This window comes from Paenalcaligenes hominis, assembly GCF_011927625.1.
Taxonomy (GTDB): domain Bacteria; phylum Pseudomonadota; class Gammaproteobacteria; order Burkholderiales; family Burkholderiaceae_B; genus Paenalcaligenes; species Paenalcaligenes hominis.
The window spans coordinates 352543-365107 of record NZ_JAATIZ010000002.1 but is presented as its reverse complement, the minus strand read 5'-3'; the positions used below and the strand labels follow the sequence as shown (position 1 = coordinate 365107).

Here is a 12565-nt window from a genome sequence, read left to right as displayed (position 1 = left end):
GAGGATGTCAAAACCACTGCAGCGCTGCCAAGGCTTGGACGATAAACGGCATAAATAATGCCGTTAGTACCCCGGTTACACTCATCGCTAAAGCAGAAAAAGCGCCCATGCCCTCGTCAACTTGAATTAAGCGTGCGGTGCCAATAGCATGCGCCGAGACGCCCATTGCCACCCCTCTAGCAGCGGGTTCATCAATACGCAGCAAGTAAAAGACGGGTAGTGCAATCACACTGCCAATAATGCCCGTTAAGGCAACAGATACAGCAGTCAACGACGGGTTGCCACCAAAGTGCTCTGAAATCGCCATAGCAATAGGCATGGTCGTGGATTTGGGTAGTAGCGAGATGATAAGTTCTGGGCTAGCGCCTAGACTTACGGTAAGCAAAGCACTGCTTAATAGCCCGGTTAGTGCGCCAATAATTAAGCTAATACTTAAGGGACGCCATAAAGCAACTAGCTTAGGTAATTGATGATAAAGCGGAATAGCCAAGCCTACTGTAGCGGGTCCAACTAAAAAGTGAAGCAGCTGTACCCCAGAAAAATAGGTCTCATAGTCTGTTTTAGTGATGAGTAATAAACTAACTATTACACACACGGATGTAAACACAGGCAAAACCAATGGATTCTGACGGAGACGTTGATACAGTTTAACGCTAATGATATACACCACAAGCGTGATAGTTAGCCATAACAATGGGCTAGTTTGTAAGGCACTCCAGATGGAACTAATACTAGATGGACTCATGAGAACGGCGGCGTTTTAAAAACCAAGATAAACAATAAGCAGTGATTATCTGAGTAATCAGTGTGCCTACTACCCCCGCTACGATAAAAGGCAACCATTCTTTTTTGAGTTGTCCAAACGACGCCATCACACCTGCTACCGCCGGAATAAAAAGCAGCATTAAATGCGAAACGAGCCAACTCGATGTGGTGGCCAAAGCAGGCGGTACACGCTTACGTATAATAAGAGCCAGCAACAGTAATAGCATGCCAGCTAATGGGCCAGGCAAAGGAATAGCAAAAAGGTGCACAAGCATCTCTCCTGCCAGCTGAAACAGCAGCAGGGTCATAAAAGCAATAATAAAAGCCATTTATTCAGTTAAGGCGGTGTTATAAGGCGTAGCGACCCAAGTCCGCCAACGTAATTCAAGCCCCTCGGGTAAATACACCACAACGGGCAAATTGCTATTATATTGTAATAATGAACCGTTACTTTGGACAGGAACAAACTGCAAAGACTGTTTGTCATCGGGACAGGCCATTTTAGTGCTGGCAGGGCCCTCTACGTTTTTAAGTTCGTAATAGTTGTAGCCCCAGCCCTCTAGGATTTTTTCTTCAAATTGGCCGGTGTAATGGCTAGGGTTGCAGTCCGTTTCTTGGACTTTTCCTGCTAAGAGCTCTATTTTGAGATTGTTTTCATAATTGCCAATGGGCAGATGAATGACATGACGCGTGTAGCCAGACTGGGGGGCAGGGAAGGCATCGAGCACAGAGGCAGTACTGGGTTCAGCGTCGTCGGGAGGGGCTTCTTGGGCATTGGACGTGTTGAGAAAAAAGCAAGCCAATGCAATACCTAAGGGTTTAAGCCATGTGTGTAATTGCGTAGAGTGCAGCATAATAAAACTCTATAAAAAGAAGAAGCGACCAGGACAAAACGGCCCAAAACCGTAGTGTTAAACACCTAATGGCCTCATCAAATTAAAGGTGGTTTACCTTTAAATCAGACCGTAAAACTGGAGACACTCATGATGACGTCGTTTATGCAGAGCATGAATGAATGCATGGAACACGCTTTACAAGCCGGTGTATTACAACCTATTAAGTTCCATGCCGAAGCAGTCCCAACTCACGATGTGAATTTTCAAATTTGTTGGGTACCTGCTTTGTCGACCAAAGCAAATGGGGCACCCAAAGGGTTCCCGGGCGGCACTCAGCATGCCAATTTTAACCCGTTTTTACCCCCTGATCCTACCTTAACTGTCGGCAAGCTCGGTGACTACCATCATGCGGTGCTCAATAAGTTTCCAGTGTGCGCTCAACACCTAGTCATACCGCGTGTGGATTACGCCGATCAGCGTAGTCGTCTTCAGTACGAAGACTTCTTAGCGTTAAGTCTCTTGCTGACAGAATACGGTGGGTTAGGCTTTTTTAATGGTGGCCCCGAAGCCGGCGCTAGCCAACATCATTTGCACGTGCAATGGCTACCCGATGCGCCAACGAACGCCAGTCTAATGCCCTTTGTAAAAGAGTTAGACCCCGAGCTCGAATACCAGGCCCAACAACAACGGCATTGGCCTTTTCCTCATGCATTTACATATATCGAACCGTCATCCGATCCCTACGAGTATGCCCGAGACCTTTACCAAGGCTATCAACGTATATGTCAGCAGATGCAACTGCAGCAGTGCGCCCAAGGCTTTATGCCGCCGTTAAATTTATTGATCCAAAAGGGTTGGCTCTTAATTGTGCCCCGCAGCCAAAACCACATCAACGATATTTCTTTAAATGCGCTTTCCTTTGCAGGAGTCATTTATGTCCGAGAAAAAGAGCACATCGATTTCGTCAAAAAGCAGGGCGTTACGCAGGTTTTAGCTGCTGTTTCCACCTAGTTACGGCTTGGCACCTTTCTTGACAAAGATTAAATGGCTATGCTAAGGTTTGGCTGTATTTTGCATAGCTTGGCTAGTTTTTAGCCAGATTATGACCAAGAGCAGGTGCATAATAAATGAATTTGTTTTTATATAGGTTTCATTTCTTATTCACCTTCATTTGTAGTGGCATACGTCACTAGGCTCTTAGAGCTGAACACACGCTTAACCTTTGTAACGGTATCCGTTCGAAGCGTTCCAAAAACACTCCGCCCCTGAAAAGGTGGACGAATTAAAAATTGTCCTACTTGGACAATAGCCTTTACGTCATGGCGTCTTGTAATTCTTCTCCTTCTTTCGAAGGGGTGTAGTTGCGTACCTAAGGTGCGTGCAGTGTGTGCTTCAGCGTGGGGTTCGTGCCGCCCATCGTATTGATGCGCAAACGGCGCGTTGCCAAACATCTATGTATAAATCCAAAAAAGATGTGGCTTACGCAGAAGGGTTAGAAGAAAAATGGGAGAAACGGAGTTTTTTCAGCTCAAAACATCCACCGCATTATTATTGCTGGTTGGGTTTTATGTATTGACATTTTTAATGTCACTAATGATCAGTCGTCGTAATGAGAACGTAGATGGTTATATGGTCTCAAATAGCGCCGTTGGGTTTGGTCTATCTGCTGCCAGCATGATTGCTACGTGGATATGGGCGGCTTCTTTTTATGCTAGCGCGACCTCTGGGTTTAAATACGGCTTATCCGGTCCCATTCATTATGGGTTCTGGGGCGCTCTGATGATTTTGTTTATTTACCCCTTTGGACGCCGCTTTAGAAAGCTCGCTCCCGAGGCACATACCCTTGCCGAGGTTATTCATGCTCGTCACGGTCGTTCCAGTCAACTGATTATGGCAGGCTCAAACCTGGTTGGTAGTTGTATCAGCTTGATGGTCAACTTCACTGCTGCAGGGGCGCTGGTGTCAGTCCTAAGTCCACTCAGCTTTATTCAAGGGGTCTTAATTGCTGGCTTGGGTGTGCTGTCCTATACCTTATGGTCTGGTTTTAGAGCGTCGGTATTAACTGATTTTGCGCAGCTTGTTGCCATGATTTTGGCCGCTGTAGTCATCATTCCTTTGATTTTTTATAACGCTGGCGGCACGGATTTTCTTGCCGATAACATGTGGCGGTTGAGTGCAGAACAAGCGAATTTCTTTTCTACTACTGCAATATTAGAACAGGGGGCTCCTTATTTTGTGGCTGTCTTAGCCTACGCCATTGGTAATCAGACGATTGCGCAGCGCTTATTTGCTGTCAGAGAAGACTTAATTCGCTCTACCTTTTTGACTGCTACCATTGGTTATGGGGCGGTGGTAATTGGTTTAGGTATGTTGGGTTTATTGGCTCTGTTTGCAGGCATTCAGCCAGCGAATGGGGACATGAACAATATCATCCCGCAGATGGCATCCATGTACTTGCCGCCTTTGGGTATTGCGCTGTTTTTTATTTTAGTCGTGGGGTCGTTGTCTTCTACCGCTGATGCCGACTTATGTGCGCTTTCGGCGATTGTCATGACCGATATCTATGGTAAGAACGTTGCTAAAGGCAAACCCAACCCACAGCGTATGTTGTGGTGGGGGCGCTTTACGATGATTATTGCCACGATGTTGGGTGTGGTGTTTGCAAGCTTACGCTTGGATATTCTTGTTATGCTGGTTTTTGTGGGAGCCTTATGGGGGGCGATTGTGTTCCCTGTCATTGTCAGCTTTTACTGGGATCGCGTGACAAACCGTGCTTTCACCACTTCCGTCGTTAGTGCCGTGCTCTTATTTACTTTAGTCCGCTTTGAGCTCGTACCTTTAACTGGAGCCATAGGGGTGTTTTTTGAGGTGGCTGCCTCAATTGGTGCTGGTGTAGTGGCTGGCTTAATGGCATTTGCTTTCTTCCCACGTATTGTGGCGGTAGTGGTTGCCGCCTTAGTCACCTTTGTGTCGATGTACTATTTTGTTGGGTTTTTGCGTGACTACACGGTGTTGCTAGGTTCATTAACATCCTATGGCGTGAGCGCATTTGTTTGTGTGCTGATGAGCTGGAGAAGCACAGAACGTTTTGATTTTTCTGTCTTATCCGAGCGAGTGACGGCTTTCCACGAGGAGCAAGAAGCCGTCATGAACATTACGCAACCCCAAAACTAATTAAGAGGTATTCCATGAGCTTAACTGCCTTATCTGTTTATATTTTAATTTGGCCAGTCATGTCAGCAGGGATATTGGTCTTATTGCTGGTTTCCTTATTTAGAGACATTCGCGCTGCAAAGCGAGAAGGGCGCGAAATGCTCTAAGTTTAGACATTGCACAGCAAAAACCCCAAAGCCTTGCTTTGGGGTTTTTTGTGAAAAAAAACACGCAATAAGGCGGGACGATTACAATGCAACTATTAGTAAGAGGGGAAGAGGCCTCGGCACAGCATTTCAGGAGGACACCATGGCGCTATTTACCAAAACTAAGCAGAGGGTTATTCGCCTAATCTATGTGTTAGGGCTTAGTGTTTCAGCGCTGCATGCACAAACACTGACGGTGGCTCTCCAAGACGAGCCCACTGCGATTGATCCTCATTATCAGTCGTTTACGCCCAATGTTCAGTTGGCGGCCACCTTATTCGACCCGCTCATAAGAAAAAATAGTCAATCTGTTGCGGTTCCTGCGTTAGCTCAATCGTGGCAGGTGGAAGGAAACATCTGGACTTTTCACTTGCGACCTAATGTGCAATTTAGTGATGGCTCCCCTTTTACCGCAGCTGACGTGGTCTACAGTTACGAGCGTGTGTTTAAAATTCGTAATAGCCCTTCTTCCTATGCGCTATATTTAAATCAGGTAAAAAGCGTGGTGGCGGTGGATGAGCACACCGTCCAAATAGAAACTGATGGGCCAGCTCCGGTTTTGTTAGCCAACTTAGCCATGATCCCCATCCTATCGCAACGCTTGGCTCAGCAGGAGGGGCTAGCAGAGCTAGGTCAGGCACCTTTAGACCATCGCAAAACCTTAGCGGGCACGGGCCCTTATCAACTTGATCACTGGCACAAAGGCACTGAACTCGTACTCACTCGTAATCCGTATTATTGGGCTGACGAGCCCCCGTGGAGCCGGGTTATATTTCGGCCTATTCCAGATGGGCACAAACGTGTTGAGGCATTAGTAACAGGAGTGGTGGATATAATCGAAGCGCCGCCTGTGGCGGATATTGCACGATTAGAAAAAATGCCTTCTATTTTCATTCAGAAGATGCCTTCACTACGTTTGTTATACGTTAGTTTAAATCAAGGCCCGGATCTTCCAGAGGGCATGAAAAATACGAATGGAGCAAACCCACTTTCTGATCAGCGTGTGCGTAAAGCCTTGTCACTCGCTATTGATCGTGAAGCCTTAGTTCAAACGGTGATGCAAGGAATTGCTCAAGCCGCAGGCAATTTATTAAGTTATCCCAATTTTGGCACAAGCGAACGCTTTGCTTTAGCGCCCTTACCCGATCTAGACCAAGCGCGAGAGCTATTAAAACAAGCCGGGTATCCTCGTGGTTTTACGTTATCGCTAGGGGCGCCAGTAGGGCGTTACCGCAATGACGAGCAATTAGCCCAAGCTATTGCCCAGATGTGGGCTCAAATTGGGGTGGAAGTGCAAGTCGAGCTTTTCACGCCTGCCTTATTTTTCAAGCAGCGCGACCAGTATGCGTTTAGCAGTTATTTATCCGGTTGGTCTGCCGTGACGGGCGAAATGAGCAATCCGCTGATTGCATTAACGATGACGCCAGACCCGGCACTGGGCCAAGGCATTACCAACTGGAGTCATTACAGCAACCCTCGTTTGGATGAGCTCATTCGCCAAGCCATGCGCACCTTAGACGAGGATCAACGTGCTATGGTGCTTGAGGAGGCCGCCGCCGAAGTGCTAACGGATTACGGTATTTTGCCTATTTTATTTGAGCTATCTACTTGGGCGATGAAGCAAAGCATACGTTATGACGGTCGAGTTGATCAGTTCACTTTGCCTCAAGATGTTTACCCTAATCATTAAAGCGGCTTAGCGCCCTTAAACCGCAGTAATAGAAAACTAGGGAATAGGTGTGTGATTGATGTCATCACTGTGAATATGTAAGGCCTCTAAAAAGCGCGATACCATATTATAAGTCGCGATAGTTGCCGTCAGCTCTACTACGGTTTGCGCATCAAACTGGGTGGCAATTGCCTCATACACGGCATTGGGCACTTGAATGTCACGGGTCATGGCATCGGTATAGGCCAATACGGCTTGTTCTTTATCAGAGAACAAATCAGTGTGATCTTGCCAGTTGGGGAGTGCATCCAATTGCTCTTGGGTGACGCCTTCTTTTAGGGCAATAGGCGCGTGTTGGTCTGCTTCGTAAGGCGCTCGATTGATAATGGCGACCCGCATAATAATGAGTTCGCGTAAGTCACCTGATACTTGGCTTTTAAGACGGATCCCCGTGAGATGATTGAGCCAGCCTTGAGCCACCGCCGGGCTGTGCAAAAGCATTTGGTACAGATGGATCACACTGCCTCGTTCGGCCTCAATTTGAGTGACGAGGTCATGAATAGCGGGATTATTTAAGTCTGCATACGGCAAGCGAGCCATGGTGAATTTCCCAACGTTATGCGCGAAGAGCGACAGGTTCAACAACACAAGGCAACACCTCGTGAATGGTAGCGCTAACAAGCTCGACGATGCGAGTGATATCGGTAGCATCACAAATAAAAGGCGGGGCCAGTAAAATGTGATCACCATGCACCCCGTCTACGGTGCCGCCCATTGGATAAAGTAAAAGCCCTTTTTCCATAGCGACTTTACGCAGCTTAGCATGCGTTTTGGCGGTGTGCTCGAGTGGTGTTTTAGTAAACTTGTCAGCGACTAATTCAATGCCTACCATTAAACCACGGCCGCGAATATTGCCTACATTGGGGTGGGCATCAAGCTGTTCGTGCAGTTCGTGGCGTAGTTGGGCGCCACGTGCTTGCACATTGGCCAAAAGATGATCGCGCTCAATGACTTTTTGTACTGCGAGCGCAGCAGCGCAAGCGGTTGCATGGCCCATATAGGTATGACCATGCTGAAAAAATCCCGACCCATTGACGATGGTGTGGTAAATTTTACTGCTCGCTAACATGGCCCCTATAGGCTGATAGCCAGCGCCTAACCCTTTGGCAATAGTTAAAATGTCTGGGGCAACACCGTCTTCAGCGCAAGCAAACAAGTGACCGGTGCGGCCCATGCCACACATGACTTCGTCGAAGATCAACAGTACGCCGTATTTGTCGCACACATCGCGGATTGCTTGCAAATAGCCTTGAACTGGGGGTAATACCCCGGCTGTAGCGCCTACAATAGGCTCAGCAATAAAAGCCGCCACGTTATCGGGGCCTAAATCTAGGATTTTCTGCTCTAGCTCTGCTGCCAAACGTAATGCATAGTCTTGTTCCGTTTCATACTCTGCTTGATCGCGGTAGGCATAACAGGGGGAAACGTGATGCGCTTCCGTCAGCAAGGGTAAAAATGGCGCTCGACGCCACGCGTTACCACCAATTGCTAAGGCGCCCAGGGTATTGCCATGATAGCTCTGCCGTCTGGCAATAAAGAGTCGGCGGGAAGGTTGATTTAACTCGACAAAGTACTGGCGCGCTAGTTTTAGAGCGGCTTCTACGGCTTCGGAGCCACCGGACACGTAATACACATGATTTAGGTCGCCCGGAGCACGCTCCGCTAAAAAGGTTGCTAACTCTTCGGCGGCTTCATTAGTAAAAAAGGAAGTGTGTGCATACGCCACCGCATCAATTTGCTGATGGATAGCTTGAATAACGTCTTGATGGCTATGACCTAAGCAAGAGACTGCCGCACCACCGGAGGCATCTATATAGCGTTTGCCGTTTTGGTCAATGAGCTCGATCCCTTCGCCTGCTATGGCAGTAGGCAAGGAATGATTTGGATTACGATGGAATACGTGTGTCATGGCAACCTACTTTATAAAAGGTCTGGATCAAGTGTTGCGTAATGCTTTTATAAGATACATTCGTTTCTTATAGCATAGCGCCTGAAACAAATAAATCAAAGGTTGAGCCATAGGAAACACTATGAATCATTGGATTTGTTGTCTTAATGCCGCATCTGCGGCGATAGGGTCAAAGAATGGGAAAGAAAAAACGAACACCTCAGGATTTAGAGGGCTTAATTCAGTTATTACAGGCGGACTATGCGTCCATGCCACCTCAGTTTCAAATAGGGGCACGTTACTTAATCGATAAGCCTGGCGACGTCCCCATTGCATCAATGCGCACCATTGCTACGCAGGCGGGTGTACAACCGGCTACGCTGGTACGTTTAGCTCAATCGCTTGGCTATGCAGGTTGGTCCGAGTTAAAGGAAATCTTTGTACAGTCTTTGCGTCAAACGCCCATGACGTACACCGAGCAAGCTGAAGCCGTGATGCGCAGCCGTAACTCATCTAGCATGTTTAATCGGGTGATTCAGGCTCAGGCCCAAAATGTACAGCATTTAGCCACCGCTAACGCGGCACCATTAAAACCAGCAGTTGAAACCATAGTGAAAGCGAAACGGGTACATGTGGCTGGTTTCCGTGCTTCACATGCCGCCGCTTTTAGCTTTTATTATTTGTATCGTTTGTTTCGTTCCAGCGTCACCATGATTCGTACTGAGGCAGGAACATTAGAGATGGAGCTGCGTGACTTTCAAGCGGGTGACGTGGTGGTACTAGTGGCATTTGCGCCGTACTCACAAGAAAGTGTACGTGTCTATGAAGCGGCAATAGAAAGTGGCTGCAAGGTGATTGCGATCTGTGACAGTCATGTTGCACCCATTGCTTTAGAAGCCGAATGTACGTTGATATTTGATACTTCAGTGCCTTCTTTTTTTCCGTCTAGTACTGCCGCTATGGCATTGGTAGAAGGGTTAATTGAGCAGATTTTAGCTCGGACGGGAAAAAAGGCTTTAAGTGGGCTGCATGCGGCAGAAAATCAGTTGCATCAAACTGGGGCTTATTGGAAATAAAGCAGAGGTCGAGTTCATCGACCTCGGGGTGAATAGGCGATGGAAATGGCTAAGAGGCACGCGCTAACTGGATAAGTGCTTTATCTTCTACGCGCACAATACGCCAGTCGGGTAATACCTGAGCCCCATGATGCTCATAAAAATCAATGGCGTTTTGGTTCCAATCTAATACGACCCACTCAAACCGCCCACAATCGAGTTCGATGGCTTTTTGAGCCAATTGTCTTAGCACAAAACCACCTAAGCCTTGACCGCGGTGTTCAGGCGCAATGTAAATGTCTTCCAAATACAGACCACGTTTAGCTTTAAAGGTAGAGTAATTATGAAACCAAAAAATATACGCGACGAGGTGGTTAGGCTGGTCTTTGGGGGTGATAACTAATGCACGGGCGGTAGGTGCCGCAGTAAAAAGGCTGTGATGTACTAGTTCGTTGGTGGCTTGAAACTGATCCAGCAGTTTTTCAAATTCAGCCATATCACGCATGAGATTCACAATTTGGGGTACATCATCAGGGGTAGCGGCGCGCAATACATAGTTGCCAAATACTTCGTTCACACTAAAACCTCGTTGTAAAATGAATTGAGCTTTATTTTAAGGGGAAACCTATGTCTTTAGTATCTATTCGTTCTGTAGCGGCCGTTGGCTTGGTGTTAGCTGGTACCATGGCCGTGGTCAGCTCTGCTCAGGCCCAACAAGGCAGCGCCTCAGGCGAAGTACGGCGTATTGATGCCGAAGCAGGAAAAATCACATTAAAGCACGGCAGTATCGAGGCCTTGCAGTTACCTGCCATGACATTGGTGTACTTGATTCAAATGGACCAATTAGCTGGCATAGAGCCTGGGGATAAAGTGAAATTTACCGCCGAGCGCCGTAATGATCAGTATGTGATTATTAAAATAAATAAATAAATAGGTGGGGCGGCCTGTTTGCCGTTTGACAGCATGTGATTTGCCTTTAACCAACAAGGACGCCAAACGGCGTCCTTGGTGTTGGCTTAGATAGTGGGTTTATAACACATAACGTGCTAAGTCCTGACTTGCAGCCGTTTCTTCGAGTTGTTCATTCACATACGCGGCATCAACCGTAACTGCCATCTCGCCCTTAGAGCCAGCGTCGTAAGACAAATCTTCAAGCAGTTTTTCCATGACGGTATACAAGCGTCGTGCTCCAATGTTTTCTGTACGCTCGTTCACTTCAAAAGCCAGCTCAGCCAAGCGACGGATCCCGTCTTCTTTAAACTCAAGGTTGACGGACTCGGTAGCCATGAGGGCAGCGTATTGCTTGGTTAATGAAGAGTCGGTGTCATTAAGGATTTGAACAAAATCATCAGCCGTTAATGAATCCAGTTCTACACGAATAGGAAAACGCCCTTGGAGCTCGGGGATGAGATCGGAGGGGCGTGATAAATGGAAGGCACCCGAAGCAATAAACAAAATATGATCGGTGCGCACCACACCGTACTTGGTATTAACGGTCGTGCCTTCTACTAAAGGCAGTAAATCGCGCTGTACACCTTGGCGTGATACTTCACCACTGGTATTGCCTTCACGCGCAGTGATTTTGTCAATTTCATCTAAGAAGACAATCCCATTTTGCTCAGCATTGCGCACTGCAGCAGTTCGAAGTTCTTCTTCGTTAACCCGTTTTGCGGCTTCTTCTTCGACCAAAAGCTTGTAGGCCTCTTTGACTTTCATTTTTTTGCTTTTGGTTTTGTCTTGACCTAGGCCAGCAAACATACTGCGCAACTGCTCGGTCATTTCCTCCATGCCGGGAGGCGCCATGATTTCCATTTGAGGCATGCCTTGAGCTACCTCAATATCAATTTCAGTATCGTCTAGCTTGCCCTCGCGTAAGCGTTTACGGAAGGTTTGGCGCGTGGTGCTTTCTTCACGCTCGGGCTCGCCGATCGCATTACGCGCTGGAGGCAAAAGCGCATCGAGCACACGGTCTTCGGCGGCGTCTTCTGCTTGAGTGCGTACCCGACGCATTTCAATTTCACGCGTCTGTTTGACAGAGGCATCGACCAAATCGCGGATGATGGTCTCTACGTCACGCCCTACATAGCCCACTTCGGTGAACTTGGTGGCTTCGACTTTAATAAAAGGCGCATTGGCTAATTTAGCTAGTCGGCGTGCAATTTCTGTTTTTCCTACGCCAGTAGGCCCAATCATTAAGATGTTTTTGGGAACAATTTCGTTGCGCAGCGGTTCGGCAACTTGTTGCCGACGCCAACGGTTGCGTAAAGCAACGGCTACAGAGCGTTTGGCTTTGTTTTGGCCAACAATATTTTTGTCCAATTCGGAAACGATTTCAGCGGGGGTCATGGTAGTTGCTGACATATAGACAACCTAACACTAAGTAATTATAAAGTTTCGATGACGTGATTCTGGTTAGTGTAAATACACAAATCACCGGCGATTTCTAAGGATTTTTTGACGATTTCAGCAGGGCTTAAATCGGTATTATGCAATAAAGCCAAACCTGCTGATTGCGCGTAAGAGCCACCAGAGCCAATAGCAGCTAAGCCATCTTCGGGCTCTAACACATCGCCATTGCCTGTCAGAATTAAGGTGTGCTCTTTGTCTGCCACAATAAGCATGGCTTCAAGCCGACGTAAAACTCGGTCAGTACGCCAATCACGAGTTAACTCAACAGCGGCGCGTAATAAATGACCATGGTGTTTTTCTAGTTTGGCTTCAAAGCGTTCCTGGAGCGTAAAGGCATCGGCGGTAGCACCTGCAAAGCCGGCCAGAACCTGATCGCGATACAGACGACGAATTTTGCGAGCTGTACCTTTAACGACCACGTTGCCTAGAGTAACTTGACCGTCGCCGCCAATAGCGACTTCGTTGCCGCGACGTACGGCAATAATAGTAGTGGCGTGATATTGTTCCATTGTGATCCTTTGCGT

The 12565-nt window shown here is 47.5% G+C and carries 14 protein-coding genes; 6 read left to right on the top strand and 8 right to left on the bottom strand.

The window, feature by feature from the left end; genetic code table 11:
• Window positions 1-7: 7 nt before the first annotated feature.
• Genes GGR41_RS05790 through eco form a run of 3 tightly spaced genes read right to left on the bottom strand, consistent with a single transcriptional unit; the run spans window position 8 to window position 1619 of the window.
• Window positions 8-745, bottom strand: coding sequence for an LrgB family protein (locus GGR41_RS05790; protein ID WP_167661033.1), 738 nt, complete (start codon window positions 743-745; stop codon window positions 8-10).
• Complete coding sequence (locus tag GGR41_RS05785) at window positions 732-1094, bottom strand: CidA/LrgA family protein (protein WP_229711041.1); 363 nt, start codon at window positions 1092-1094, stop codon at window positions 732-734. Before GGR41_RS05785 ends, GGR41_RS05790 begins: the two co-directional genes overlap by 14 nt.
• Window positions 1095-1619: a serine protease inhibitor ecotin gene (gene eco, locus GGR41_RS05780; RefSeq protein WP_167661032.1), complete on the bottom strand. Its 525-nt coding sequence runs from the start codon at window positions 1617-1619 to the stop codon at window positions 1095-1097. It lies immediately after the preceding gene.
• Window positions 1620-1748: 129 nt separating this feature from the next.
• Here eco and GGR41_RS05775 point away from each other — a divergent pair, with 129 nt between their 5' ends.
• The 4 genes from GGR41_RS05775 to GGR41_RS05765 all read left to right on the top strand — a co-directional run bounded on the left by GGR41_RS05775 (window position 1749) and on the right by GGR41_RS05765 (window position 6650).
• Entirely contained in the window at window positions 1749-2612 is an 864-nt protein-coding gene (locus GGR41_RS05775) for an ATP adenylyltransferase family protein (RefSeq protein ID WP_167661031.1), read from the top strand.
• A 492-nt stretch (window positions 2613-3104) separates the two neighbouring features.
• Complete coding sequence (locus tag GGR41_RS05770; protein ID WP_167661030.1) at window positions 3105-4775, top strand: sodium:solute symporter family protein; 1671 nt, start codon at window positions 3105-3107, stop codon at window positions 4773-4775.
• A 14-nt stretch (window positions 4776-4789) separates the two neighbouring features.
• On the top strand, window positions 4790-4921 hold the full coding sequence (locus GGR41_RS13035) for a putative transporter small subunit (protein ID WP_209279756.1): 132 nt from the start codon (window positions 4790-4792) through the stop codon (window positions 4919-4921).
• Between the two features lie 142 nt (window positions 4922-5063).
• Window positions 5064-6650: an ABC transporter substrate-binding protein gene (locus GGR41_RS05765; protein ID WP_167661029.1), complete on the top strand. Its 1587-nt coding sequence runs from the start codon at window positions 5064-5066 to the stop codon at window positions 6648-6650.
• Between the two features lie 36 nt (window positions 6651-6686).
• Here the strand turns inward: GGR41_RS05765 and GGR41_RS05760 are convergent, their stop codons facing one another.
• Window positions 6687-7229 (bottom strand): carboxymuconolactone decarboxylase family protein, encoded by a 543-nt coding sequence (locus GGR41_RS05760; RefSeq protein ID WP_167661028.1) that lies wholly within the window; start codon window positions 7227-7229, stop codon window positions 6687-6689.
• Between the two features lie 16 nt (window positions 7230-7245).
• Complete coding sequence (locus GGR41_RS05755) at window positions 7246-8598, bottom strand: aspartate aminotransferase family protein (RefSeq protein WP_167661027.1); 1353 nt, start codon at window positions 8596-8598, stop codon at window positions 7246-7248.
• 176 nt (window positions 8599-8774) lie between these two features.
• Between GGR41_RS05755 and GGR41_RS05750 the strand changes: the two genes are divergently transcribed.
• Entirely contained in the window at window positions 8775-9653 is an 879-nt protein-coding gene (locus GGR41_RS05750) for a MurR/RpiR family transcriptional regulator (RefSeq protein ID WP_167661026.1), read from the top strand.
• A gap of 49 nt (window positions 9654-9702) precedes the next feature.
• Here the strand turns inward: GGR41_RS05750 and GGR41_RS05745 are convergent, their stop codons facing one another.
• Entirely contained in the window at window positions 9703-10137 is a 435-nt protein-coding gene (locus GGR41_RS05745) for a GNAT family N-acetyltransferase (RefSeq protein ID WP_167661268.1), read from the bottom strand.
• Between the two features lie 122 nt (window positions 10138-10259).
• On the opposite strand from GGR41_RS05745, the gene GGR41_RS05740 reads away from it, so the two are divergent.
• The gene (locus GGR41_RS05740) at window positions 10260-10562 is read left to right on the top strand and encodes a copper-binding protein (protein ID WP_167661025.1); all 303 of its coding nucleotides are present in this window, start codon (window positions 10260-10262) and stop codon (window positions 10560-10562) included.
• Between the two features lie 99 nt (window positions 10563-10661).
• Here the strand turns inward: GGR41_RS05740 and hslU are convergent, their stop codons facing one another.
• The gene (hslU, locus tag GGR41_RS05735; RefSeq protein WP_077734449.1) at window positions 10662-11993 is read right to left on the bottom strand and encodes an ATP-dependent protease ATPase subunit HslU; all 1332 of its coding nucleotides are present in this window, start codon (window positions 11991-11993) and stop codon (window positions 10662-10664) included.
• A 23-nt stretch (window positions 11994-12016) separates the two neighbouring features.
• The gene (hslV, locus tag GGR41_RS05730; protein ID WP_077734450.1) at window positions 12017-12550 is read right to left on the bottom strand and encodes an ATP-dependent protease subunit HslV; all 534 of its coding nucleotides are present in this window, start codon (window positions 12548-12550) and stop codon (window positions 12017-12019) included.
• Window positions 12551-12565 lie beyond the last annotated feature (15 nt).

Bases quoted from the DNA above. Each gene is read 5' to 3' on its own strand.
- GGR41_RS05750 (WP_167661026.1), top strand. From the start codon at position 8,775: ATGGGAAAGAAAAAACGAACACCTCAGGATTTAGAGGGCTTAATTCAG.
- GGR41_RS05765 (WP_167661029.1), top strand. From the start codon at position 5,064: ATGGCGCTATTTACCAAAACTAAGCAGAGGGTTATTCGCCTAATCTAT.
- GGR41_RS05790 (WP_167661033.1), bottom strand. From the start codon at position 745: ATGAGTCCATCTAGTATTAGTTCCATCTGGAGTGCCTTACAAACTAGC.
- GGR41_RS05770 (WP_167661030.1), top strand. From the start codon at position 3,105: ATGGGAGAAACGGAGTTTTTTCAGCTCAAAACATCCACCGCATTATTA.
- GGR41_RS13035 (WP_209279756.1), top strand. From the start codon at position 4,790: ATGAGCTTAACTGCCTTATCTGTTTATATTTTAATTTGGCCAGTCATG.
- hslU (WP_077734449.1), bottom strand. From the start codon at position 11,993: ATGTCAGCAACTACCATGACCCCCGCTGAAATCGTTTCCGAATTGGAC.
- GGR41_RS05745 (WP_167661268.1), bottom strand. From the start codon at position 10,137: ATGCGTGATATGGCTGAATTTGAAAAACTGCTGGATCAGTTTCAAGCC.
- eco (WP_167661032.1), bottom strand. From the start codon at position 1,619: ATGCTGCACTCTACGCAATTACACACATGGCTTAAACCCTTAGGTATT.
- GGR41_RS05755 (WP_167661027.1), bottom strand. From the start codon at position 8,598: ATGACACACGTATTCCATCGTAATCCAAATCATTCCTTGCCTACTGCC.
- GGR41_RS05740 (WP_167661025.1), top strand. From the start codon at position 10,260: ATGTCTTTAGTATCTATTCGTTCTGTAGCGGCCGTTGGCTTGGTGTTA.
- GGR41_RS05760 (WP_167661028.1), bottom strand. From the start codon at position 7,229: ATGGCTCGCTTGCCGTATGCAGACTTAAATAATCCCGCTATTCATGAC.
- hslV (WP_077734450.1), bottom strand. From the start codon at position 12,550: ATGGAACAATATCACGCCACTACTATTATTGCCGTACGTCGCGGCAAC.
- GGR41_RS05785 (WP_229711041.1), bottom strand. From the start codon at position 1,094: ATGGCTTTTATTATTGCTTTTATGACCCTGCTGCTGTTTCAGCTGGCA.
- GGR41_RS05775 (WP_167661031.1), top strand. From the start codon at position 1,749: ATGATGACGTCGTTTATGCAGAGCATGAATGAATGCATGGAACACGCT.